23 protein-coding genes are annotated in these 20,933 nt (G+C 54.7%); 15 read left to right on the forward strand and 8 right to left on the reverse strand.

Annotated features, from left to right (window positions below; all coding sequences use genetic code 11):
* Positions 1-49: 49 nt before the first annotated feature.
* From E3E36_RS05045 to E3E36_RS05055, 3 genes are read right to left on the reverse strand one after another with little or no spacing between them, the layout of a single operon-like run.
* Positions 50-607, reverse strand: coding sequence for a winged helix-turn-helix domain-containing protein (locus tag E3E36_RS05045; protein ID WP_167894213.1), 558 nt, complete (start codon positions 605-607; stop codon positions 50-52).
* Positions 608-913 (reverse strand): DUF211 domain-containing protein, encoded by a 306-nt coding sequence (locus E3E36_RS05050; RefSeq protein ID WP_014788876.1) that lies wholly within the window; start codon positions 911-913, stop codon positions 608-610. It abuts the gene before it with no gap.
* Between the two features lie 24 nt (positions 914-937).
* Positions 938-1,513 (reverse strand): winged helix-turn-helix domain-containing protein, encoded by a 576-nt coding sequence (locus E3E36_RS05055; protein ID WP_167894801.1) that lies wholly within the window; start codon positions 1,511-1,513, stop codon positions 938-940.
* Between the two features lie 215 nt (positions 1,514-1,728).
* Here E3E36_RS05055 and E3E36_RS05060 point away from each other — a divergent pair, with 215 nt between their 5' ends.
* The 6 genes from E3E36_RS05060 (at position 1,729) to E3E36_RS05085 (ending at position 8,264) form a co-directional block, all read left to right on the forward strand.
* Complete coding sequence (locus E3E36_RS05060) at positions 1,729-3,138, forward strand: acetate--CoA ligase family protein (protein WP_167894802.1); 1,410 nt, start codon at positions 1,729-1,731, stop codon at positions 3,136-3,138.
* A gap of 120 nt (positions 3,139-3,258) precedes the next feature.
* On the forward strand, positions 3,259-4,413 hold the full coding sequence (locus tag E3E36_RS05065) for a tryptophan--tRNA ligase (protein ID WP_167894214.1): 1,155 nt from the start codon (positions 3,259-3,261) through the stop codon (positions 4,411-4,413).
* Between the two features lie 173 nt (positions 4,414-4,586).
* Positions 4,587-5,252, forward strand: coding sequence for a fumarylacetoacetate hydrolase family protein (locus E3E36_RS05070; RefSeq protein WP_167894215.1), 666 nt, complete (start codon positions 4,587-4,589; stop codon positions 5,250-5,252).
* Positions 5,253-5,309: 57 nt separating this feature from the next.
* Positions 5,310-5,648, forward strand: a complete 339-nt coding sequence (locus tag E3E36_RS05075) for a hypothetical protein (protein ID WP_167894216.1) — start codon at positions 5,310-5,312, stop codon at positions 5,646-5,648.
* A 341-nt stretch (positions 5,649-5,989) separates the two neighbouring features.
* A complete protein-coding gene (locus tag E3E36_RS05080; RefSeq protein WP_167894217.1) occupies positions 5,990-7,741 on the forward strand; it encodes an OPT family oligopeptide transporter in 1,752 nt (583 codons plus the stop codon).
* Between the two features lie 4 nt (positions 7,742-7,745).
* The gene (locus tag E3E36_RS05085; RefSeq protein WP_240911770.1) at positions 7,746-8,264 is read left to right on the forward strand and encodes a cell division protein; all 519 of its coding nucleotides are present in this window, start codon (positions 7,746-7,748) and stop codon (positions 8,262-8,264) included.
* Between the two features lie 40 nt (positions 8,265-8,304).
* Here E3E36_RS05085 and trm14 read toward each other — a convergent pair whose 3' ends face one another.
* Genes trm14 through E3E36_RS05100 form a run of 3 tightly spaced genes read right to left on the reverse strand, consistent with a single transcriptional unit; the run spans position 8,305 to position 10,770 of the window.
* The gene (trm14, locus tag E3E36_RS05090) at positions 8,305-9,402 is read right to left on the reverse strand and encodes a tRNA (guanine(6)-N2)-methyltransferase (protein ID WP_167894218.1); all 1,098 of its coding nucleotides are present in this window, start codon (positions 9,400-9,402) and stop codon (positions 8,305-8,307) included.
* A 5-nt stretch (positions 9,403-9,407) separates the two neighbouring features.
* On the reverse strand, positions 9,408-10,481 hold the full coding sequence (locus E3E36_RS05095) for a GTPase (protein ID WP_167894219.1): 1,074 nt from the start codon (positions 10,479-10,481) through the stop codon (positions 9,408-9,410).
* Entirely contained in the window at positions 10,408-10,770 is a 363-nt protein-coding gene (locus E3E36_RS05100) for a TIGR04076 family protein (protein WP_167894220.1), read from the reverse strand. The genes E3E36_RS05095 and E3E36_RS05100 overlap by 74 nt, the downstream gene beginning before the upstream one ends.
* 85 nt (positions 10,771-10,855) lie before the next feature.
* On the opposite strand from E3E36_RS05100, the gene E3E36_RS05105 reads away from it, so the two are divergent.
* From E3E36_RS05105 to E3E36_RS05125, 5 genes are read left to right on the forward strand one after another with little or no spacing between them, the layout of a single operon-like run.
* Positions 10,856-12,304 (forward strand): DUF515 domain-containing protein, encoded by a 1,449-nt coding sequence (locus E3E36_RS05105; protein WP_342764378.1) that lies wholly within the window; start codon positions 10,856-10,858, stop codon positions 12,302-12,304.
* A 10-nt stretch (positions 12,305-12,314) separates the two neighbouring features.
* The gene (locus E3E36_RS05110; protein WP_167894221.1) at positions 12,315-13,313 is read left to right on the forward strand and encodes a hypothetical protein; all 999 of its coding nucleotides are present in this window, start codon (positions 12,315-12,317) and stop codon (positions 13,311-13,313) included.
* Between the two features lie 6 nt (positions 13,314-13,319).
* Positions 13,320-15,203 (forward strand): CpaF family protein, encoded by a 1,884-nt coding sequence (locus E3E36_RS05115; protein ID WP_167894222.1) that lies wholly within the window; start codon positions 13,320-13,322, stop codon positions 15,201-15,203.
* Positions 15,204-15,214: 11 nt separating this feature from the next.
* Positions 15,215-16,279 (forward strand): type II secretion system F family protein, encoded by a 1,065-nt coding sequence (locus E3E36_RS05120; RefSeq protein ID WP_167894805.1) that lies wholly within the window; start codon positions 15,215-15,217, stop codon positions 16,277-16,279.
* A gap of 5 nt (positions 16,280-16,284) precedes the next feature.
* Positions 16,285-17,223: a type II secretion system F family protein gene (locus tag E3E36_RS05125; RefSeq protein WP_167894223.1), complete on the forward strand. Its 939-nt coding sequence runs from the start codon at positions 16,285-16,287 to the stop codon at positions 17,221-17,223.
* On the opposite strand, the gene E3E36_RS05130 is transcribed toward E3E36_RS05125, so the two are convergent.
* On the reverse strand, positions 17,215-17,697 hold the full coding sequence (locus E3E36_RS05130) for a peptidylprolyl isomerase (protein WP_167894224.1): 483 nt from the start codon (positions 17,695-17,697) through the stop codon (positions 17,215-17,217). The genes E3E36_RS05125 and E3E36_RS05130 overlap by 9 nt on opposite strands.
* A 135-nt stretch (positions 17,698-17,832) precedes the next feature.
* Here E3E36_RS05130 and E3E36_RS05135 point away from each other — a divergent pair, with 135 nt between their 5' ends.
* Positions 17,833-18,126 carry a hypothetical protein gene (locus tag E3E36_RS05135; RefSeq protein WP_167894225.1) on the forward strand — a complete coding sequence of 98 codons (294 nt, stop codon included), beginning with the start codon at positions 17,833-17,835 and terminating at the stop codon, positions 18,124-18,126.
* A gap of 11 nt (positions 18,127-18,137) precedes the next feature.
* On the opposite strand, the gene E3E36_RS05140 is transcribed toward E3E36_RS05135, so the two are convergent.
* Positions 18,138-18,632 carry a DUF2118 domain-containing protein gene (locus E3E36_RS05140; protein ID WP_167894806.1) on the reverse strand — a complete coding sequence of 165 codons (495 nt, stop codon included), beginning with the start codon at positions 18,630-18,632 and terminating at the stop codon, positions 18,138-18,140.
* A gap of 201 nt (positions 18,633-18,833) precedes the next feature.
* Between E3E36_RS05140 and E3E36_RS05145 the strand changes: the two genes are divergently transcribed.
* From E3E36_RS05145 to E3E36_RS05155, 3 genes are read left to right on the forward strand one after another with little or no spacing between them, the layout of a single operon-like run.
* Positions 18,834-19,559 (forward strand): DUF4129 domain-containing protein, encoded by a 726-nt coding sequence (locus E3E36_RS05145; RefSeq protein ID WP_240911815.1) that lies wholly within the window; start codon positions 18,834-18,836, stop codon positions 19,557-19,559.
* Positions 19,549-20,001, forward strand: coding sequence for a hypothetical protein (locus E3E36_RS05150; protein WP_167894227.1), 453 nt, complete (start codon positions 19,549-19,551; stop codon positions 19,999-20,001). Before E3E36_RS05145 ends, E3E36_RS05150 begins: the two co-directional genes overlap by 11 nt.
* The gene (locus E3E36_RS05155) at positions 19,970-20,923 is read left to right on the forward strand and encodes a MoxR family ATPase (protein ID WP_167894228.1); all 954 of its coding nucleotides are present in this window, start codon (positions 19,970-19,972) and stop codon (positions 20,921-20,923) included. Before E3E36_RS05150 ends, E3E36_RS05155 begins: the two co-directional genes overlap by 32 nt.
* Positions 20,924-20,933: the final 10 nt, after the last annotated feature.

Genomic DNA, 20,933 nt, shown 5'->3' on the forward strand with positions numbered 1-20,933 from the left:
ATCGAACCCTGTGTTCCAACGCCGGGCGGAAACAGGGTAAAAGAAGGGATCAGAGTTCGATGAGGTCTTTGGCCTCCTCGGCCTTCTTGCAGAGCTCACAGCTCTGGAAGAACACCAGCATGTTCAGCAGGTGGAACAGCTCTATCTCCGTCAGCTCGATGTCTGCCTGAGATATCCTCTTAATCACTGGCTGGGATCTGAGTTCTATTTCGTTCAGCACTTCCTTGGCGAGCTCCTTCAGCTTTTCCCTGTCCTTTATCTTAAAGCCAGCCTTCTCCAGAACCTGCACCAGCTTCTCCGTCTCCATCTGGAGGTAGCCCTGCCTGAACTCCTCGACACTCTCGTCGGGGTCGGCTTTTATGAGGAATATCCTCGCCGCCCTTGCGTAGACCCTTTCGTTTCCGTGTACCTCAATCTCCTCGACCAGTCCTGCCCCTTCCAGGAGCTTTATGTGCCTGTATACAGTCGTGCGGTCTTTTTTAAGGGCCTCGCTGAGCTCGTTGATTGTCATAGGGCGGTCTCTAAGCAATTGAAGAATTTTAAAGCGGGTCTCTTCGGATAGCACTCTGACCTTTTCGGGTTCCGTGATGATAAGTACTTCCCTCACTCAGTATTCCTCCAGCTTGTCCTGCGGTGTCTCTCCCTCTTCAACGATCTTCTTTCCTGCGGCGACCATGTCTATGCTGTGGACAACACCGCCGAACTCCTCGATGGTTCTGACTATCTCGTCGTAGTCGAGGTTGTCGCCGACCATCGTTATCTTGACGTTCTCCGTTTCCTTGTCTATCTCAACAAGGGTTATGTTGACGCCGTCGACTCCCTCAAGCTCGCTGAGTCCCAGCGCCAGCTCTGTCACCATCGGCTGGTGCGGCTTAAGCACGTCCAGCACTAGGAGTCTTATCCCCTTTGCCATAACCCATCGCTTCCCCTTTTAGTCTTATTTTTTAAGTATTTTGCCGAGCCTCCTCAAGAGCTCAAGTGCGTCCTCGTCACGTCCCATTCTTGCCATGGCAAGCCACTCGATGGCGTGGATGATGTCCTCGTTGGAGAAGTCCCTGAGCCTGTCCTCGTTTTCCTCTATCTCCCGGGATATTTCAGTCTTAAACTCGTGCTCCTTCTTCAGCAGTTCGTCCATAGTGTTGAGAAGTTCTTCATCGTCGAACTCGTATCCGAGCGCCTTGAAGACTTCGAGCTTTGTCTTCAGCCTGGAGCGGGCAAAGTACCTCAGCTCCTCGTCCCCGAGATAGAGGTTTATGTAGAAGGCGTCGGCGGTTCTCCCGTAGTACTTCTCCACCAGGTTGCCCTTCATCTCGGTTCTCTTGACCTCTACCAGTCCGGCCTCCTTGAGCTTCTCGATGTGGTGATATATCGTCTGGGGGGTCTTTCCCAGTATCTCGCTGAGCTGGGAGATCGTCATTTCCCTGTTGCGGAGGAGGGCCAGTATTTTCCTCCTTGTGTCCTCAAGCATCAGCTTTATTACCTCTGGGTCGGTTATGACCTTCACCTTTGCCATGTCCACCACCCAATTTTAACGTTCTAACGATTCTTTGAACGTTCGAGGATTTAACTCTTTTGCTTTAGCTCTTGGGATCATGCGACACCTTTATATATGTAAAACCGGTGCTTCCTTGGGGAGCCGATGGACAAAATATCCATGGGCTTGAATGTACCCATCTGGGGAGGAAGGCTTAAATACGGGCCCCCGAAAAACCTTCGGAGGTGGTCATGATGAGGACGCCGAATCTTGATTTCCTGTTTTACCCGAAGAGCGTCGCTGTCATAGGCGCTTCAAACGTCCCGGGAAAGATTGGGAACTCCATAATGCGCTCCATAACGCTTAAGTTTGATGGAAAAGTCTATGCCGTCAACGTCAAGGGTGGCGAGGTGGAGGTAAACGGGAAGAGGTTCCCCGTTTACAAGAGCATCAGGGACATCCCTGATGAGGTTGACGTCGCGGTCATAGCCGTCCCGGCGAGATTCGTGCCGGATGTGATAGACGAGTGTGGCGAGAAGGGCGTTAAAGCGGCCGTTGTGATCTCCGCGGGCTTCAAGGAGGCCGGAAGGGTAGAGCTCGAGGAGGAGCTCGTTAAGAGGGCGAAGAAGTGGGGCATTCGCCTGGTCGGCCCGAACTGTCTCGGCGTCACCAATCTTGAGAACGGCTTCGACTGCAACTTCAACCCGCCCGAGAGGCAGGCAAGGCCGCCCTTCGGAAAAGTTGCCTTTATGAGTCAGAGTGGTGCTTTTGGTGCAGCTATTCTTGATTGGGCCGCGAGCCACAAGATAGGCATGAGCAAGTTCATCAGCCTCGGAAACATGGCAGACCTGGACGAGAGCGACTTCATGGCATACCTCGGCGACGACCCGAAGACAGGCGTTATAACGGGCTACATAGAGGGCGTCAAGGACGGCAGGAAGTTCTTCAACACGGCCAAAGAGGTCACCCTCAAGAAGCCCATCATCGTCCTCAAGGCCGGGAGGACCGAGGCCGGAGCCAAGGCCGCCGCTTCTCACACGGGTTCTCTGGCAGGCTCATACAAGATATACGAGGCCGCTTTCGAGCAGACCGGTGTCCTCAGCGCCAAGAGCATGCGCCAGCTCTTCAATTACGCGAAGGCTCTGGCGATGCAGAAGCCTGCAAAGGGCAACCGCGTCGCCATCGTTACGAACGGTGGTGGCGCAGGCGTCATGATGAGCGACGGCCTGCTTGAGAGGGAAATGAAGCTCGCCGAGCTAAGCAATGAGACCAACGAGAAGTTCAGGAAGGCCATAGAGGAAGGAAAACTGCCTCACCACATGAGCTATAAGAACCCCATTGACATCATCGGTGACGCCCCCTCCAGCAGGTACGAGCTTGCCATGCGCTACGCGCTCGAGGACGAGAACGTCGATGTCCTTGTCGTCATAGCGCTCTTCCAGAGCCCGGCCCTTGACGAAGGAATAGTTGAGGCCATGGAGAGGATGAAGGCCTACGGCAAGCCGATAGTCTTCGTCGCCCCAGGTGGAGACTACCCGCACAGGATGGCCAGAAGGATAGAGAAGGTCGGCGTTCCTGTCTACGAGACTGTCGAGGATGGCGTCGACGCTGTTTATGCCCTTGTCAAGTACGGCGAGTGGCTGAGGGAGAATGGAAAACTTTAAATCCTCTTTCTCCCTTTCTCACCCCATGCGCGGTGGTCGCTTTTGGCCTTGGTGAAGCTGACCTCTTCTTGACCGCCTTAGTCTGGAGTTTCGTTTCCACTGGAGATGGAGGTGCTTTGAATGGACGACTTTAAGGTCACCCCATGGGACGTTGAAGGTGTGGTAGACTACGCGAAGCTTATAGTCGAGTTCGGAACCAGCCCGCTTACGGATGAGCTTATAGAGAAGACCGCGGAGCTTACGAAGAGCGAACTTCCAATATTCTTCAGAAGGAAGTTCTTCTTCTCCCATAGGGACTACGATAAGGTTCTTGCCGACTACGAAACGGGGAAGGGCTTCTTCCTCTATACCGGCAGGGGGCCGAGCGGGCCGATGCACATTGGCCACATCATACCGTTCTACGCCACCAAATGGCTCCAGGAGAACTTTGACGTCAATCTCTACATCCAGATAACGGACGACGAGAAGTTCCTGTTCAAGGACAAGCTCACCTTCGACGACACGAAGAGATGGGCCTACGACAACATCCTTGACATTATAGCGGTCGGCTTTGACCCGGATAAAACATTCATCTTCCAGGACAGCGAGTTCACAAAGATTTACGAGATGGCGATACCGATAGCGAAGAAGATAAACTACTCGATGGCCAGAGCGGTCTTCGGCTTCACGGACCAGAGCAAGATCGGGATGATATTCTACCCGGCCATACAGGCCGCTCCGACCTTCTTCGAGAAGAAGCGCTGTTTGATTCCAGCGGCCATAGATCAGGACCCCTACTGGAGGCTCCAGAGAGACTTCGCGGAGAGCCTCGGCTACTACAAGACCGCTGCAATTCATTCTAAGTTCGTTCCGGGGTTGATAGACCTCGGCGGAAAGATGAGTGCAAGCAAGCCAGAGACGGCCGTCTACCTCACGGATAACCCCGAAGAGGCGGGCAAGAAGATATGGAAGTACGCCCTCACCGGCGGAAGGGCCACCGCGAAGGAGCAGCGCGAGAAGGGAGGAGAACCCGAGAAGTGCGTTGTCTTCAAGTGGTTCGAGATATTCTTCGAGCCGGACGACAAGAAGCTCATGGAGCGCTATCACGCGTGCAAAAGTGGCGAGCTCCTCTGCGGCCAGTGCAAGCGCGAGCTGATTGAGAGGGTTCAGGAGTTCCTCAAGGAGCACCAGAAGAAGCGCAAGGAGGCCGAGAAAAAGGTCGAGAAGTTCAAGTACACCGGCGAACTGGCGAGGGAGCAGTGGGATAAGTCCATTCCGGAGCCGCTGAGGGGCTGAGCTGGATTTTTAGTTCGTTCCCTCAAAACTTTTTTTATACTTCCCGATGTTAACTTTTACATTTTTCTTTTGAAAGCCTCGCCCTTCGGGGTGGGGAGGAGGTCAGGAACTTGGGGTTCTTCCTGCGGCACTCCTTTTATTAAGGGGTTCGGTTTAGTTTGACCGGTGGTGGCATGGTCAGGCTTCCGTATATGGACGGCTTCTACGAGCTGAGGCCGAGCAAGATAGTGGCCCTGGCTAAGAACTATGCCGAGCATGCGAAGGAGATGGAGAGCGACGTTCCGGAAAGACCGGTCTTCTTCCTCAAGCCTCCAAGCGCCCTCATCGGTCCCGGCGAGCCTATAATCCTGCCCAGAATGAGCAAGAGAGTAGACCACGAAGTCGAGCTTGCCGTCATAATCGGAAGGAGGGCCAGGCGCGTGCCGAGGGAAAAGGCGATGGACTACGTGCTCGGCTACACGATACTCCTTGACATAACCGCTCGCAACCTTCAGGCCGAGGCGAGGGAGAGGGGCCTCCCCTGGAGCATGGCTAAGGGATTCGACACCTTCGCCCCGGTCGGGCCGAGGGTGGTTGATAAGCGAGAGCTTAACATCGAGGACCTAGAGATAGGTCTCAAGGTGAACGGCCAGCTCAGACAGCTCGGACGGACGAGCGAGATGGTCTTCAAGGTCCCGGAGCTGATAGAGTACATAAGCTCGGTGATGACCCTCGAACCCGGGGACATAATAGCGACCGGAACTCCCGCTGGAGTAGGCCCGCTCAGGCACGGGGACAGGGTTGAGGCGTGGATAGAGGGAATTGGAAGGGTCGAGTTCGATGTTCTGGCCGAGGGTTAGATACTCTGCTGAAAAACTTTTTTAAGTTTTTAATCTTTAACTGTCTTCGGTGGTGTCATGAAGCCCGTCCGTTGGCTGGTGGTTGTCGTCCTTGTCCTCTCAATCCTGATCGCGGGCTGTCTCGACAACAACTTCGTCTACGCCAGGGGAAAGAGCGTTCCAGCCGGGGAGAGCAGAGAGTGGCCCTTCAGGGGTCCGGCGAATCTGACGGTTGAGATAAGCTCCAGCGTTCCCATTGAGGTGAAGGTTGTCTCCTCCGACGGGACCGTGCTGAGGGATTTTGGAACCGTCAGGGAAGTGAATGCGGTCGTTGAACTTCCGAAGGGCAGGTGGAAGGTCGTGGTGAGGAACCCCGGCAACGAGACCGTGGTCATTGACGTGACCCTGAAGACCTGAGCCTTCGTTTTTCCCAGAACTTTTCCTAAATCGCTTCAGCATTTTCAAGTTTCAACTAACCATCGTTCGGCGGATTAAACGGCACATTAAACACCCTTCGAGCCTTCAATGTCGTAATGTGCGTTGGTGTCCAATTGTCCATCTTCCTGATGAATTTTTATTCATGCTGAGACTAAAAACGGCATAAAAGTCTGTTTTAACTCGTTTTTGGTTTTAAATCCGCGTTCTTGGCATTTACAGGTCTGAAAAACTTTATATTACCAAACGGGCCAATCTCCAAGGAATGCACATTCCTAAAGAACGTGGACATGAATGCTCATAACTGTACAGGAGGTTGGGAGATGGCAGACGCCAGCTGGAAACTGAGGTCATCTGGATGGAAGCGTAAGGATTCGGACGAGACCTACCGCGAAGTGACGCCCGCTGCTATAATACTGGGTGTCATCTGGGGCGCCTTCATGGCCGCCAGCTTCACCTACGCGGGAATGATAATGGGCTTCACCTCCGGCGGTTCGGCGATAGCTGCCATCGTCGGCTGGGGAGTCCTCAGGGGAATCCTCAAGAAGGGAACCGTCGTTGAGAACAACATCGTCCAGACCATAGCCTCTGCCGTCAACATCTCCGTTTCGGGAGTCATCTTCACCATCCCGGCGCTCTACATCATGGGACTCCACGAGGAGATAAACACCACGTACTTCTTCCTCGCCACAGCGGCCGGAGCTATACTCGGAATCACCTTCATCATCCCGCTGAGGAAGCAGATGATCGAGATTGACCGCCTCCGCTTCCCGACCGGAACCGCGGTTGCCACCGTCCTCAAGACCCCGGGAAGCGGAATCGAGAAGGCCAGGCTGCTCTTCCTCGGCATGGCCGTCAGCGCTATTGTCTACCTTGTCCAGCAGTTCCCGGTGCTCGGCCTCCCGGAGATCATCCCCGAGTACATTGACCTTGGCGCCATGCTCCACCTCCCTGACTGGGTCAATCTCGCGATGGCCCTTTCGCTCATGGTCTTCGGTATGGGTCTCATCACCGGAAGGAACGGTCTCATAGTCCTCGCCGGTGGAATACTCTCCTACTACATCATAACCCCCATAGTCAAGAGCCTCGGCTGGCTCCCGAGCGACGTCACCGGAGGGGCCATCAGTGGCTTCGTCTACGCCAACATGACTAGGCCGCTCGGCATCGGTATGCTCCTCGGCGGTTCGATAGCCGGCCTCATCCTTTCAATGCCGGTCATTATCGTCGCCCTCAGGAGCATAGCCAACGCGAGCAAACTCGACTCCAGCAGGAACGAGGAGCTCCCGATCAAGTACCTCTACGCAGGAATAACCCTCGCCTTCCTGCTGCTCCTCGTCACGACCTACAAGCTCGGTAACCTAGGCATCGGCAGGAGCCTGCTCACCGCCCTCGTCGGCGTCGCCTGGATATTCGTCGCTTCACTGCTCGTGGCCATGTCCACCGGAATGACCGACTGGAGCCCCGTTTCAGGTCTCTCGCTCGTGTCGGTCATGATACTCCTCTACCTCACTGGCAAGCAGGTGCCGCTGACCATACTCCTCGGCGCCACCGTCGGTGTCGCCATCTCAGGAGCGGCCGATATGATGCAGGATCTCAAGACCGGTCACCTCGTCGGCGGCATTCCCTCCAGGCAGCAGAAGGTCGAGCTGCTCACCGCCTGGATAGGGCCGATAATAGCCCTCACCGTCGTCGGACTCATCTGGAAGGCCTACGGAATAGGAAACGAGACCGTTCCGGCGCCGCAAGCGATGGCCCTCAAGTCCATGGTCGAGGCCATCCTCGGAGGCAACGTCCCGGTTGACAAGTTCATCGCCGGAGGAATACTGGGCTTTGCCCTCTCCATGAGCGGAATACCGGGACTCGGCGTCCTCGTCGGCCTGTCAATGTACCTGCCGATGCTCTACATCCTCCCCTACGGACTGGGCTGTATCGTCCACGAGATAGCCAAGAGGAAGAAGGGCCACGAGTTCATAACCGAGAAGGTGCTTCCAGTGGCAGCTGGACTCATGGTCGGAGAGGCCGCGATGACGCTCCTCTTCGCGGTCCTCACAGTGCTCGGAGTGCTCCACCCGTGAGGTGATGGAAATGAAGAAGCTCATAGGAAACGTCCTCCTCACTGCCGGCCTCGTCGCCGGTTCAATAACCGCCGCCAGGATACCGCCTATGTGGGGCGGTTTAGCGGTTTCCCTCGCCGTCATGGGTGTCGGAATATTCCTTAGACGCCAAGGTGCCAAAGAGGAGCTCCACAGGGCTGCTCAGACCGGAACCGGCGGTGTCAGGGAACTTGAAAGGCTCTTGGCCGATGCCATAGCCAGGCTCGAGAATGTTCTCGACGCCCCGGCCGATGAGGCCCACGCCGAGCTCACTAAAATCCTTGAAGAGCTCGACGAGTTCGCCGAAAAGGCCCAGCCTCTCAGGATAGAGGGTCTTATGACCTACGGAACCATCATGAGCGTCTTCAGCAGGGGCGAGAGGGCCCTCAACAGGGCCTGGAGCGCCTTCGCTGACGGCTACGAGAAGGAGGGACGGAAGTACCTCCGCTATGGCTACGAGGACCTCAAGGAGACCCTCTCGGCAGTCAAGGCCCTGAGGGTCTGACCCTAAATTTTTCTTTCCCTTTGATGTCCACTTGGCTCCGCTATTCTATAACGTATGTGTGCACCATCAGTCCGCCGTGGCCTATGAGCCTGTGGTGTTTGATCTGGAAGCCGTTCTCCGTTATGGCCCCCTCTATCGCCCTCTTTTCGGTGGTTATGAAGACGCCGCGCTTTTCAAGAACATTTGCCAACTCCGAGAAGAACTCCGCGTAAAGCTTTGGTATCATGCTCTTCCTCCCTATCTTCAGCCCGTAAGGGAGGTTGCTCACGGCAAAATCGACGCTTTCGACGTGTTCGCTCAGCCTAGTCGCGTCTCCGAGGAGGAACTCTATTCTATCCCTAACTCCGGCCGCCAGGGCGTTCATCTCCGCTCCTCTGAGGTGCTTCCTGTACTTTTCGAGGCAGATTATCCTCCCTTCGTAGCCCCTGAGCGCTAACTCAATCGGAATAGTCCCTGAGCCGCAGAAGGGGTCTATGAAGGGCCCTCCGTCCGGCTCTGCCAGCTCTATGAGGGCGTTCGCTATGCTGGCCTTCAGATGCGCTGGGTGGTCGTAAACGCGCCAGGGCCTCTTGTGGAGGGAAGAATCACCCGTCGTGTCTACCCCAAGGAAGAAGACCTCTCCAACGAGCTCCGCCCTGAAAATAACGGTCGGGTGGTCGAGGTTGACTTTGGGAGTCCCGAAGCGGGAGAGTCTCTCGAATATCGCCTTTCCGACGATCTTTGATATGTCGAGGCTCGTTATCTTATGTTCACCCTTCCTGAAGGAGCGCACCGCAAAGGGTTCGCTCACCTTGACGTACCTTTCCACTGGAAGCTCTGAGACGAACTCCTCTATCCTCCTGAGGGCAACATCGGGTTCGTCTTCCCCGATCCCCTCAAAGCGCTCGCTCGCTATCTCCATGATTACGCGGTGGAGGAGCCTTGAGCGCTCGTTAAGATAGGTTGAAACGCTAAGCTCCCTCTTCCTGCCCTTTTCGTCGGTGTAGAAAGCTTCGCTCACCTCAGCCAGAACCCTGCCCTCGACGTCCAAAGGCCTCTCCTCTACACGAAACGAAACTCCTAACTCCGAGAGCAGGTTCTCAACCTCGGCCTTCGCGAGGTCTTCAATCCCCTGCGAAGTCGTCAGCAAAAGCCTCATACCCATCACTCCATTATCGCTATTACTCCCTTCCACTTCTTCCCGAAACACTCGCTGGCCAGAATGTGCCTTCCGGTCAGCTCCTCAAGGAGCTTTATCCCGCTGTCGCACTTCTTAAAGCCGGTCGCTACCCCAACGGTAAAGCCCTCTATCTCCCTTATCCCCACGCGCTTCTGGTTGTCGAGTTTTTTTCTGAGTTCGTCCCCGTACTTCCACAGGATTCTCCTCGGGTCGAGGAGCAGTTCCCTTTCTATTCCGTCGAGGACGTCCTCGAAGTCCCAGACGAACTGATGGGGTTTTTCCTCCTCCTTCCCGAAGAGGGTGAACCTTCCCGTCTGCCATTCTCGGAGGAACCAGCGGGCGGTTTCCTCCAGATCAACTTCCCCACCGGCCTTTATCAAACCCCTCCGCTCGCCTATCTTTCTCAATACTTCCTCCTCGCTCTTGAACTCCTCGATCCCGAACTTCTCCGTCAGTGCTTCTTTCCTCGTTTCTAGGATTCTCCCAATGAGCTTGAGAGCCGGCTTTACGGGATCTTCTATCTTGTCCGCCGGGAAGCCGCCCTTTATTACCAGCTCGTCGAAGTCGTCTATCGGAACGACGCCTGGGGAATCGAGGAGCCATATCCTTTTGCTCAGCCGTATCAGCTGCTTGCCCTTCGTGTAGCCAGGTATCGGCGCGGTTCCTACCGCTCTTTTCCCCTTCAGCGTGTTGATTATCGTGCTCTTGCCGACGTTTGGGTAGCCTATGAGGGCGACCTTCACTTTATCCTGCTCCTCAAGAAGGGGCTTTGCGAGCCTCTTTATCTCTCTCCTCAGGATTCCCGTCCCCTTCCTCTCACGGGAGGAGATAAAAACAACCGGTATTTCGCTCTTTCTCTTGTACTCCTCAGCCCACTCCTTGGGCACTAAATCGGCCTTGTTCATGACGATGAGGAGGGGTTTTCCTTCCTCCTGGATTATCCTTTCTAGCTTTCTGTTGCGCGTTCCTATCGGGTCGCGGGCGTCAACTACCTCGATTATCATGTCGGCCTCGTCTATTACCTCCCTCACCACTCTCCACGCTTTCCTCTGCTTCATCTCGCACCACCGTTATCTCGAATATCACAGTTCCGCCGTCAGTGTATGGCGGCCCGGGGTCGAGGCACTGGAGGTAAGCTTTCTCTCCCCTGCCTAGGCCTAGCTCGCTCGGCTTAATACCCTTTCGGAGAGCGACTATGTACGGCAACAGCGATGCGAAGGCATGGGTGCACACGGCGTCTGTTTCTTCGAGGTTTATCTCGGGCCCTTCGATTACTATTCTGTCTCCCACCTGAAAAACGGGACATTTTCCCCGGATTTCTGTTACGCGAATCTCTAACCGCTCCATACATCTCACCGAAACCTAAATAAAGATTAGAGTTCAAAAGCCTATTTGATCTCGAGAGCCCAGTTCATGATGACTGTTAACGGTGGTGCTCAACGTGTCCGAGGATATTGAAAAGAAGATTAAACGCCTTAGGGAACTGGGCAGGGCCAGTGCCGAGGCCGAGCTCTCAAAGGCTGCTACTCCCCCAGTTCCTGTTAAAAAACCCCCTAAAAAACGTCGTTCTATGGGCAGCATTAAGGAGCGAGAGCGGAGAAAGAGGATCATTGTGGGGGCTACAATCATACTGATAATAATTCTCGCTGTTTCCATCGGTGCTTACGTCTATCTCCAGAACCGGGCGACGTGGGAGCTTGAGAACGCGAAGAGCCGCAAGCTGGCCGAGCTCAATACATACTTTAAGCCCGGGAGCGAGCTTATGAACTCCACCATAGGCAAGGAGGCATACACGGAGCTCAGGAACCGCATACTGGCGGCCAAAAGCATAGATGAGGTAAATGCCATAGACATTAAGGCCGCCTACACGGAAGCTATGGACAAATACCAGGCTTACATTGCCGAACAGAAGCAGATCGAGTACGAAAAGCAGCTGAATAGGACGAAGCAGGAGAAGGTAAAGCTTATTGAGCTGGAGTTCCAGCCCCTGCTATCAATGCCCCTCCCCGACGACCTGAAGAAAAAAGCGGTGGACGTCCTTGCTAACCTTGAGGACAGGGTGATGAGCGCCACCAGCATGGAGCAGGTCAACTCAACCAACCCGGCCCCGTATCTTCTTGAGCTGTGGAGGGACTACTACTTCTACCTCGTGGACAGCGTCCAGACGCAGAGCGTCATCCTTGAAAAGAACGGCGTTAAGAGGATCCTTTCAAAGACCGAGGCCAAGTCTATACTCGGTAGCATAACGGACTACAGAGAGCTCATGGGGTACAGGGTGTATAGGGTCGAGTACGTGGATATAGCTCTTGTCCTGCCGAGGGACAGGATAAACGGCGCGTTCCTGTCTCCTGGGGACAAGGTCATGATATTTGCCAAGAACGGAACGTCGTCCTTTAAGGAGATAGCCAACGAGGGATACATAGAGCTGGTTCTCCTTCCAAGGGATGCCGGTGTGATATCGGTCAGCGAGGCCCAGAGCCAGACGACCTCCTCGAACACGGCATCGTCCAACCAGTACTCGGAGCAGCACCAGAGTGAGTACCAGCCCGGTGGGAGTGCCGTGACCAACAGCCAGAGGACGAGCGACGTCTACACCAGTGAGCAGAGCTCCAGCCAGAGCGCTTCCGCCAGCTACAGCTATTCCGTTGACCTTACGGAGATACTCAAGGCCATAGCGGCCGGGAAGATACAGGCCAGTGAAGACGTCAAGGAGCAGCTCAGGGCGTACGGCTGGGAAGTGGTTGACCTCGAAAAGGAGTCCGGAATGCTCGTGCTTGATCCGAACGCCCAGTTCCTTGTGATACTCAAGGTTCCCTCCATATTCGTGCCCGACATACTGTCCAACCAGCAGACCATCTACATAGCGAAGGTCACGACGTGAGGTGATCAGCGTGGAAAAGCTTCCTGTCGTTTTGTTTATTTCTTTGCTTTTAATAGTCCCCCTGGTCAGGGCGGACTCTTACGTGCTTCCCGGAAGCACTGCAGTCGGGAAGTACAACAACATTGGGGTTCTAGGGGAGGTCATGCTGGACATAAACGTTACCGTGATCAACGTTGCCCCGTTTCCGAAGTTCGTTGTCGTGAATCCACGATACAGCTTCAGGGTTTACCGGATGGGCAACGTTGAATACGGCGATGTTTATCGTGACGCCAGCGGGAACATAGTGAGTGTCGCCCCTCCCGACCTGACCCGGAACACACTCAACTATTTTGTCGGCTTCTGGCTGATGCCTTACGAGACGGCGGTTGTTAACTTTAAAATAACGTCCAACAGCTCGTATGCGATCAACCCCGTTGATTATGAGTCACACTGCGGGAACGTTGGCAAGATAACTGAGGTTGAGTACACCAACGGCACGTTCGCCGGGGGAAAGGTATACACTGGGGACATCGAACCGGTGCTGTGTGGTGTCATCTACCCCCAGCTCATAAACTCTCCCAGGATAATGTACGTCAGGGGGATGTTCCCGATACTGGACTCCTATGTCAGGGTTCTCAAATACGAGGGGACTGTCAGGTTCAGGCTTACGAACGTGCCCAACGAGGGGGGTGACTTCTACACCTTCTTCGCGGTGGCCGTCCCAATGATATTCCCAGAAGCGGACATGTACGGGTTCACCCCGAACTACACAATGACCTACAGGGGGTACACTGAGGAGTTTCTGCCTAAATACCTCGGACTGGACACTCCGAGGAGGCCCGAGCCCCAGCCGCAGGGAACGGGACTGACTTTGTTCCAGCTTTCCCCGACCCTCCTCAGCGGCCCCTCCCTGAACACCCTGGAGATAAGGCCTCCGGAAGACGCAGGTCTGGACTTCCCTGTGTGGGTCGTTCTCATGGGGAACTCCCTTGAGATAGAGTACCGCGTTAAGTGGACTGCCGGACGGTGAGAGCTTGTGCCCGACGAGAAGAACAGGAAAGAGGGCCTTTCGTGGATTGATGAGATACTGAACGGGGAAGATGACCTGCTGGAGAAGGTACTGAAGAAGAGGCCCTCGGGCCTTAAGAAAAAAGAGCCGCGCCAGAAGAGGGAGGGAGAAAAGAAGCCGGGTGAACCTTTCTCCTTCTTTGAGGGAGGCGGGGGTGTGGATCTCCAGGAGATCCTGAGCAGGCCCCTTCCCGAGGAGACGGTCGAGAACAGGCCCACCGGCGTGGAGCTTCTCGGCAACATACTCTCAAAGGACGTCCAGAAGGGAGGGGGCACCCGGGGCGGAGAGGGTGCCCCGAGCCTGGAAAGCATTTTGGGGGCATCTTCTCCGAAGGAAAGCCCCTATGCGGGCCAGGCTAAAGTGCTGGACGCCTACGGCAACGTCCGTATCCTGAAGGTTAGGGGAGAGCCCGTCCCGATATATGAAATACGGCTCCCCCGGCTGACCAGGGAAGAGGAGGAGCTCCTCCGGAGGATCAGGGAGAGGGCGATAACGGAACTCCAGATAGATCCCCTGGCTTTCCCAGACTTTGAGGAGCGCAGAAGGGTGTTCATGAACGCCGTCAAAAACATGATCAGGGAGGAGGCCCCCCAGTTCTCCGAGGGAAGGGTGGAGGTGCTTGCGGATCTGATAGTCCAGGGCATGATAGGCTACGGCAGGCTCGACCCCCTCGTCCGTGACGACAACCTTGAGGAGATAATGGTCATCGGCACAAATCGCCCCGTGTACGTGTGGCACAGGCGCTTCAACATGTGCAAGACCAACATAGTCTTTCCCGACGACAAGGAGATACTGAACATCATAGAGCGCATAGCGAGGGAGGTCGGGAGAAGGATAGACCAGCAGAGCCCCCTCCTTGACGCCCGCCTTCCGGACGGAAGCCGTGTAAACGCAACGATCCCCCCGATAAGTCTTGATGGGCCCACCATAACCATACGTAAGTTCAAAAAGGATCCCCTGACCATAATAGACCTCATCAAATACAGGACGCTGAACTCGGATATAGCCGCCCTGCTGTGGGTGTTCGTTGACGGCCTCGGTGTCAAGCCCGCCAACATCCTGGTGGCAGGCGGAACCGGCTCCGGAAAGACCACTACCCTGAACGCCCTCGCCATGTTCATCCCGCCGAGCGAGCGTGTTATCAGCATTGAGGACACCGCCGAGCTCCAGCTTCCCGTTGAACACTGGATAAGGCTTGAGACAAGGCCCCCAAACCTGGAGGGCAAGGGAGAGGTCACCATGGACGACCTCGTCAAGAACACCCTCCGTATGCGCCCGGATAGGATCATAGTCGGTGAAGTCCGCGGACCGGAAGCAAGGACGATGTTTACCGCCATGAACACAGGGCACGACGGGTGTATGGGAACCATTCACTCCAACAGTGCCAGGGAGACCATAGTCCGCCTGGAGAGCCCTCCCATGAACGTCCCCAGGATAATGATACCGGCCCTCGACATAATCCTCATGCAGGTCAGGTTCCACAGCAGGAAGATGGGGACCATAAGGAGGGTAACGGAGATAGCTGAGATATCCGGAATGGAGGGGGAGAGCATTCAGCTGAACAAGCTCTACAAGTATGACCCCATCAAGGACGAGCTCGTCCCGACGGGAGTTCCCAGCAGGACCCTTAACATGCTCGCCCATTTCACGGGCATGAGCGTTTCTGAGATTGAGTACGAGAAGGAGAAGAGGAAGATAGTTCTCGAGTGGATGATCAAGCGTGGAATCAGGGGTATTGAAAAGGTGGGGTATTACATCAGGCAGTTCTATATTGACGAGGAGGGGCTCATGAAGAAAATAGAGGCCGAGAGCAGTATTGAGACCAGCAAGCAGGTCAAGAACCTGATATGAAGGTGGTGGCAGTGGGTATCGGGGATGCAATCACACGCTTTTTGGAGCGCATTGGTAGCAAAACGATCGAAGTGGCAGAGCGTCCTGTCAGGAGAATGCCGACGGGAAAGAACGTCCAGGAAAGGCTCAGGGCCCTCAAGCAGCTCCAGAAAGAGATCTCTATTGAACGGGGCGAGGCTAAAGAAGAGGAGCAGCTTGAGGAGATACTTGAGTGGCACAGGCAGGAGATCCAGAAGCCCTTCGTGACCAGGCTCGCTGAGGGGCTGCTCCGCTATTTCGGAGGGCCCGTCAGGACGATAACAGGATTCTTTAAGGGGCTAGAGGTTGACCTCTACAGGGCCAACATGATGATGTCAAAGGAGCAGTACGTTGCCCTCATGCTCGTGGTTGCCATACTCGCGGGCCTGTTCGGGATTGCCTTCGCTTACCTCCTGTACCTCCCAGTGGACACGTCCCTCCTGATAGGTGTGCTCTCCTTTTTGGGGGCATTCATCTATATGCGCCAGTACCCGAGGATGGTGTGGAGGAAGAGGGTCTCTGAGGTGGAAAGAGCGATGCCCTACGCCCTCCGTCATATGGCATCCCTCCTCCGTGCTGGCGTTGGAATATCCGAGGCCATACTCTCCGTGGCAAGCGCAGATTACGGGCCGATTTCGGAGGAGTTCGAGCTCATACTGAGGGACATGCGAACGGGCTCCTCTTTTGAGGATGCTATCTCAAAATTTGAGGAGAAAATGGCCTCCGAGAACGTGAGCAGGGTCGTGAAGCAGATACTGAGGGCCATTAAGTTCGGTGGAAACCTATCGGACATACTGTATAAGCTCGCCGAGGACTTCTCCTTCGAGTACAGGATGAAGCTGATCGAGTACGTCCAGAAGATCAACGGAATAGCATTCGTGTACATGTTCCTGACCATAGTCATGCCGACGATGCTGGTCGTCGGAATCATTGCGGGCTCCATCATGTCCAGAACTCTCATAATGCCGGTGGAGAGCCTGGCCACAATACTGTGGCTTGCGTTCCCTGCGATATCCCTGATAATAGTAAACATGATCAAGAAGGGAGAGCCGAGGTGAATTGAATGGCCGGAATATCATCCTTCATCACAGCGTTCCTCGAAAGGATTCTGCCGAAGAAGTGGCTCAGGAAGTACGAGCTTTTCATATACTCCGCCGGGATCAACTTTCTCTCGATAGAGTACATAGTGATATCCATTCTCTCTTCCGTTGTAGCCGCCCTTGCCACGTACCTAGTCATGGCCTCCGCAGTGTACGCCGTGCTCTTGTCGGCGGCCGTTTTTGCTGGCATCGCCTTTGTGTACCCATACTGGAGAACCATCAGGCGTATTGAGCAGATGGAAAAAATGCTGCCCGATGCCTTTTTCTACCTTGCCAGCTCTTTGAGGGCGGGCATATCCTTCTCCGAGGCTCTGGAAGAGCTCGCGATGGCAAAGTTTGGAGCCCTGACTGAGGAGTTCAGGAAGACCGTTTCTGAAATCAGAAAAGGCCGCTCCACGGTTGATGCCATGAGGGCCTTCGCCCTGAGAAACAAAAGATCCCAGATACTCTACCGTTCGGTGATGATAATAATCGAGGCCCTCGAAAGGGGCGCCCCGATGAGCGACGTGCTGGTTTTTGTGGGCAACGATGTGAGGGAGATACTGCGCATAAAGCAGGAGAGGAAGGCATCCACAGGGATGCAGACAATGTTCTTTATAATGACCAGCGGGTTTATAGGGCCCCTTATAATGGGGGTCGTTGCCAAAGTTATGGGTTCCATCTCAGCCGGCGCCGTCTCCCAGACCCTCACCGCCGTCACGGGTTCCCAGGCCATATTTCCTGTGGAGGCGATTCAGAACGTCCTTCTTGGGTTTATTGTGCTGCAGGCGGTGGTCTCGGGCTTGGGGATAGGTGTAATAAGAGAAGGGAAGTATTCGGCAGGCCTCAAGTACAGCCTGCTCCTCGCGGTTCTTGGTGTAGTGACGTACAAGGTCACCGTCAGCGCCGGCATATCAATCTGAGGCCCCGCTCTTCCCATCTTTCTGAACGTCCACTATCTCGACCTCAAAGATAAGGGTCTTCCCTGCGAGCGGGTGGTTGAAGTCGAGGCTGACGTTCTCACCTTCGACCTTCGCTATCTTGGCTATCCCCGAGTCGGTCATGACGTACATCCCTTCAACTGGCTCCAGGCCGGCCTGGATGAACTCCGAGATCGGGACTTCTATGACGAGCTCCGGGTTGGGCATGCCGTAGGCCTTCTCCGGGGGTATCGTGATGGTATTCTTCTCCCCAATCTCCATGCCGATCAGGGCCTCGTCAAGGCCGGGAATTATCTCGCCAACTCCGACGTTAACTCCGAGAGGGCCGTATTCCCTCTCCTCCACGTATATCCCGTTCTCCTTGGCGATGTCCTCGTAACTGGTATCAAAAACTTCACCGTTCTCAAATCTGCCCACGTAGTGGAACACCACAAAATCTCCAGCTTCAATCTTCATTTCCTTCAACTCCAAAATTGTCTTCAGTGGGGACTTGCCCGGCTCCCTTATAACGCTTTTGGTGTTTTTCCACTTCGGGCGATAAACACGGCAACTATATAAGGAACGTCACACCATTTAAAAACAGGTGATATCATGGGGTACCTCTCTGAAACACTCAGGAGAGAATACAGCGACCTCGCTGTCAGGGACGTTTATTCCACGAAACTCGGGGATACCGATATTGAGATAATTGAGGTCTCAAAGGACGACAAGAAGTTCATAGCAATGTTCCAGAGCCATCATGTAAAGGAGAACCTGTTCAGGTGGTCGCTGATAATAACCAGCGCCAAGCACACCAGAACCCTCAAGGGTATGGATACCGTGGAGGGCATCGAGCTCGCCCTTAAGTCGAGCGTTGAGGCGATGATTGCCGGGATGAAAGAGTAAAGAAAAGCACCTTACTCCTCAGGGAGGATGTAGTAAACGTAGTGCGGCCTGTTTGTTACCTCATCTATGAACACAACCGTCCCGGTCTTCGGGGGCTTGAGGTAGTGGATCTCCCCTTTTCTTGTGGTTATGGCCGCGAAGGCGTCCCCCGTTCTCACCCTGTTCCCCACGTTCGCTATCGGGGTTTTTGTGTATCCCTCCACGGGGAGCAGGAGCAGTTCATCGTCCTTCTTCAGGTATATCCGTGTCCGCCCGTCAGGGAGAACCAGAACTGCATCTGCGAGCAGCTTCCCCTCCGTCCTGTCAACGTAGAGATAGAATCTGTCGTAAACTTCCTTCATGAGGAACTTGGAGCCCTCCACATCGATGAAGTCGGGAACTGTTTCGCCCTTCCTCAGCCATACCTCAACGTTCCCACTGATGATCACGCAGTCTTTTATCGTCTTTCTCCCCTCAATGCACTCCTCCGGAGGAGCTTCAACGTAAAGCTTCGGAACCCTCTCCACCGTCATCACCTGACTTTTACCTAGGGGTAAAAGCTTTTAAACCTGCTCTCTCTACACTTCTCGATAAAAATGTCCACCAGGATAAAATTCTTAGCCCTCTTTGGACTGCTGTTTTCACTGATGACGCTGATGGTTAACTACAGCACTGCCATATCAGAGGCTTCAACGGGCACTCCAGCCCGGTGGACGGGTGTTCTCGTGATGATCCTCGCAATAGTTGGCCTGTTCGTTATCGTCGGCGTCCTTCTGGGATGGAGAGATCCCTTCCAGAGGCTTGATTCTGGCGGTATCGGCCTTCTCGTCCGGTACATCGTGATGATTGTAGGTGGACTGGGGATCACCCTCGTTCTGTACTTGATTCGGATGAATTCTACCCCAAAACTTCCCTCAAACAACACCACCGCATTGAACGGCTCGGTGAACGGTTCACTTCCCCTTCAGTCCACCACCCAATCTCCCGTCTACTACAATAACACTTCGCCGGCACCGACGAGGCAGTCTCTGCCGTCTCAGTACCTTCTCTATGCCCTCCTTGTGGTTGCAATAGCGGTCTTTGCCTACCTTGCCGTGATTCAGTACCGCGAATACCTGCAGAAAAAGGAGCGTAAGGAGATGAAGCTTCGGGCTGAGCTGTTTGATAAAAAACTTGATGAGCTCGGCCTCGAAATGTTCGAGAACCCAAGAGAGGCCATCGTAGGGATATACAAGAACGCAGTTCTCTGGCTCAAATACCTCGGCGTGCCCTACGAGGAGAGCTGGACGCACTGGGAGCATGCCCGGCATGTAAAATACATGCACGATGCGTTCATCGAACTGACGCGGCTCTTCGAAAAGGCAAAATATGCCCCTGAGAAAATAACGTGGGATGACGCCAGGAGGGCCCTCGAAGTTTACCGCACGATGCGGAGGGGTGTGAATGAGGTTTAAGGGGCACGTGCTTGCGATAGCCGTGATTCCTCTGCTCATCGCTATAATTGCCGGCTCCTACCTGGTTAGATGGCTCGCCGTTCTGGTGCTGGGCAGCCTTCTGGCCTTTCTCCTCTTCGGCCTTGAGATACGTGTTCCCCTTCCCAAGAGGGAACGCGAACTTAAGGTCGAGAGAAAAACAGACATTGAGAGGATGGTGACCCTCATAGAGCGCGCCAAGAAGGGGAAGGTGGCCCGTTCCATTCTTGAGGAGAAGATAGCGGAAATATATGCCACCCTCTCTGAGGACTACAATCGGACGTTTCACTCGCTCACCTCCGAGCCCAACAAAGCCCTCAAAGCCCTCCGTTCGGAGGGGGATTTTCTCGATAACCTTGAAAAGGCCTTAAAAATTGTGGAGGAGGATCTCTATGAAAATAGAAGAGGTAAGCTCCAAGGGTAATGCCGTTCTTGAGGAGGTCAAGAAGGCAATAGTCGGAAAGGACGAGGTACTGAAGCTCATACTGACGACAATTTTGGCCGATGGGCACATACTCCTCGAAGACCTGCCCGGACTCGCCAAGACGCTCATGGCGAAGAGCTTCGCCACCGCTCTGGGAGTCAAGTTCAAGCGCGTCCAGTTCACACCGGACCTTCTCCCCAGTGACATTCTCGGCGTCAGCGTCTTCAACCAGAAGACCCTCGAGTTCGAGTTTAAGAAGGGCCCGATTTTCACGAACATACTCCTTGCCGACGAGATCAACCGTGCCCCACCCAAGACCCAGTCCGCTTTACTTGAGGCCATGCAGGAAAGACAGGTCACCGTTGAGGGAAGCACATACGAGCTGGAGAGACCCTTCATAGTCGTCGCCACCCAGAACCCGATAGAGCAGGAGGGCACCTATCCACTCCCGGAGGCGCAGCTGGACAGGTTCCTTGTCAGGCTCCGTGTTGGCTATCCGAGCAGGCGTGAGGAAATCGAGATACTCCGGAGGAGGATGGCCAGGAAGAAGGAAGAGGTCGATATAACGCCTATCCTGACCCCCGAGGAAGTCGTTGAGATGCAGAGGACGATAGAGGACGTTTACGTCAGCGACGCGATCCTGGAGTACATAACCGACATAGTCTTGGCGACGAGGGAGGACAAGAAGGAGATAGAGGTTGGTGCATCTCCCAGGGGAAGCCTTGCCCTGCTCAAGCTCTCTAGGGCGTACGCCGCTCTGGAGGGCAGGGACTACGTCATTCCCGACGACATAAAGGCCGTCGCCGTTCCGGCGCTGAGCCACAGGCTCATCCTCAAGAGGGAGCTGTGGTACACGAAGGTCAGCCAGGAGAGCATAATGGAGAAGCTCCTTGAGCGCGTTCCGGTTCCCAAGTTTGAGTGAGGTGAAAAGG

Origin of the sequence: Thermococcus sp. M36 (assembly GCF_012027355.1) — an archaeon.
Taxonomy (GTDB): Archaea; Methanobacteriota_B; Thermococci; order Thermococcales; family Thermococcaceae; genus Thermococcus.

What these genes read in the sequence shown, in the direction of transcription:
- E3E36_RS05100 (WP_167894220.1), bottom strand. Translation starts at nt 10,770, where the DNA reads ATGGAGCGGTTAGAGATTCGCGTAACAGAAATCCGGGGAAAATGTCCC.
- E3E36_RS05135 (WP_167894225.1), top strand. Translation starts at nt 17,833, where the DNA reads ATGGGGTACCTCTCTGAAACACTCAGGAGAGAATACAGCGACCTCGCT.
- E3E36_RS05065 (WP_167894214.1), top strand. Translation starts at nt 3,259, where the DNA reads ATGGACGACTTTAAGGTCACCCCATGGGACGTTGAAGGTGTGGTAGAC.
- E3E36_RS05155 (WP_167894228.1), top strand. Translation starts at nt 19,970, where the DNA reads ATGAAAATAGAAGAGGTAAGCTCCAAGGGTAATGCCGTTCTTGAGGAG.
- trm14 (WP_167894218.1), bottom strand. Translation starts at nt 9,402, where the DNA reads ATGAGGCTTTTGCTGACGACTTCGCAGGGGATTGAAGACCTCGCGAAG.
- E3E36_RS05150 (WP_167894227.1), top strand. Translation starts at nt 19,549, where the DNA reads ATGAGGTTTAAGGGGCACGTGCTTGCGATAGCCGTGATTCCTCTGCTC.
- E3E36_RS05145 (WP_240911815.1), top strand. Translation starts at nt 18,834, where the DNA reads ATGATCCTCGCAATAGTTGGCCTGTTCGTTATCGTCGGCGTCCTTCTG.
- E3E36_RS05095 (WP_167894219.1), bottom strand. Translation starts at nt 10,481, where the DNA reads ATGAAGCAGAGGAAAGCGTGGAGAGTGGTGAGGGAGGTAATAGACGAG.
- E3E36_RS05060 (WP_167894802.1), top strand. Translation starts at nt 1,729, where the DNA reads ATGAGGACGCCGAATCTTGATTTCCTGTTTTACCCGAAGAGCGTCGCT.
- E3E36_RS05070 (WP_167894215.1), top strand. Translation starts at nt 4,587, where the DNA reads ATGGTCAGGCTTCCGTATATGGACGGCTTCTACGAGCTGAGGCCGAGC.
- E3E36_RS05125 (WP_167894223.1), top strand. Translation starts at nt 16,285, where the DNA reads ATGGCCGGAATATCATCCTTCATCACAGCGTTCCTCGAAAGGATTCTG.
- E3E36_RS05130 (WP_167894224.1), bottom strand. Translation starts at nt 17,697, where the DNA reads ATGAAGATTGAAGCTGGAGATTTTGTGGTGTTCCACTACGTGGGCAGA.
- E3E36_RS05050 (WP_014788876.1), bottom strand. Translation starts at nt 913, where the DNA reads ATGGCAAAGGGGATAAGACTCCTAGTGCTGGACGTGCTTAAGCCGCAC.
- E3E36_RS05075 (WP_167894216.1), top strand. Translation starts at nt 5,310, where the DNA reads ATGAAGCCCGTCCGTTGGCTGGTGGTTGTCGTCCTTGTCCTCTCAATC.
- E3E36_RS05055 (WP_167894801.1), bottom strand. Translation starts at nt 1,513, where the DNA reads ATGGCAAAGGTGAAGGTCATAACCGACCCAGAGGTAATAAAGCTGATG.
- E3E36_RS05080 (WP_167894217.1), top strand. Translation starts at nt 5,990, where the DNA reads ATGGCAGACGCCAGCTGGAAACTGAGGTCATCTGGATGGAAGCGTAAG.
- E3E36_RS05085 (WP_240911770.1), top strand. Translation starts at nt 7,746, where the DNA reads ATGGAAATGAAGAAGCTCATAGGAAACGTCCTCCTCACTGCCGGCCTC.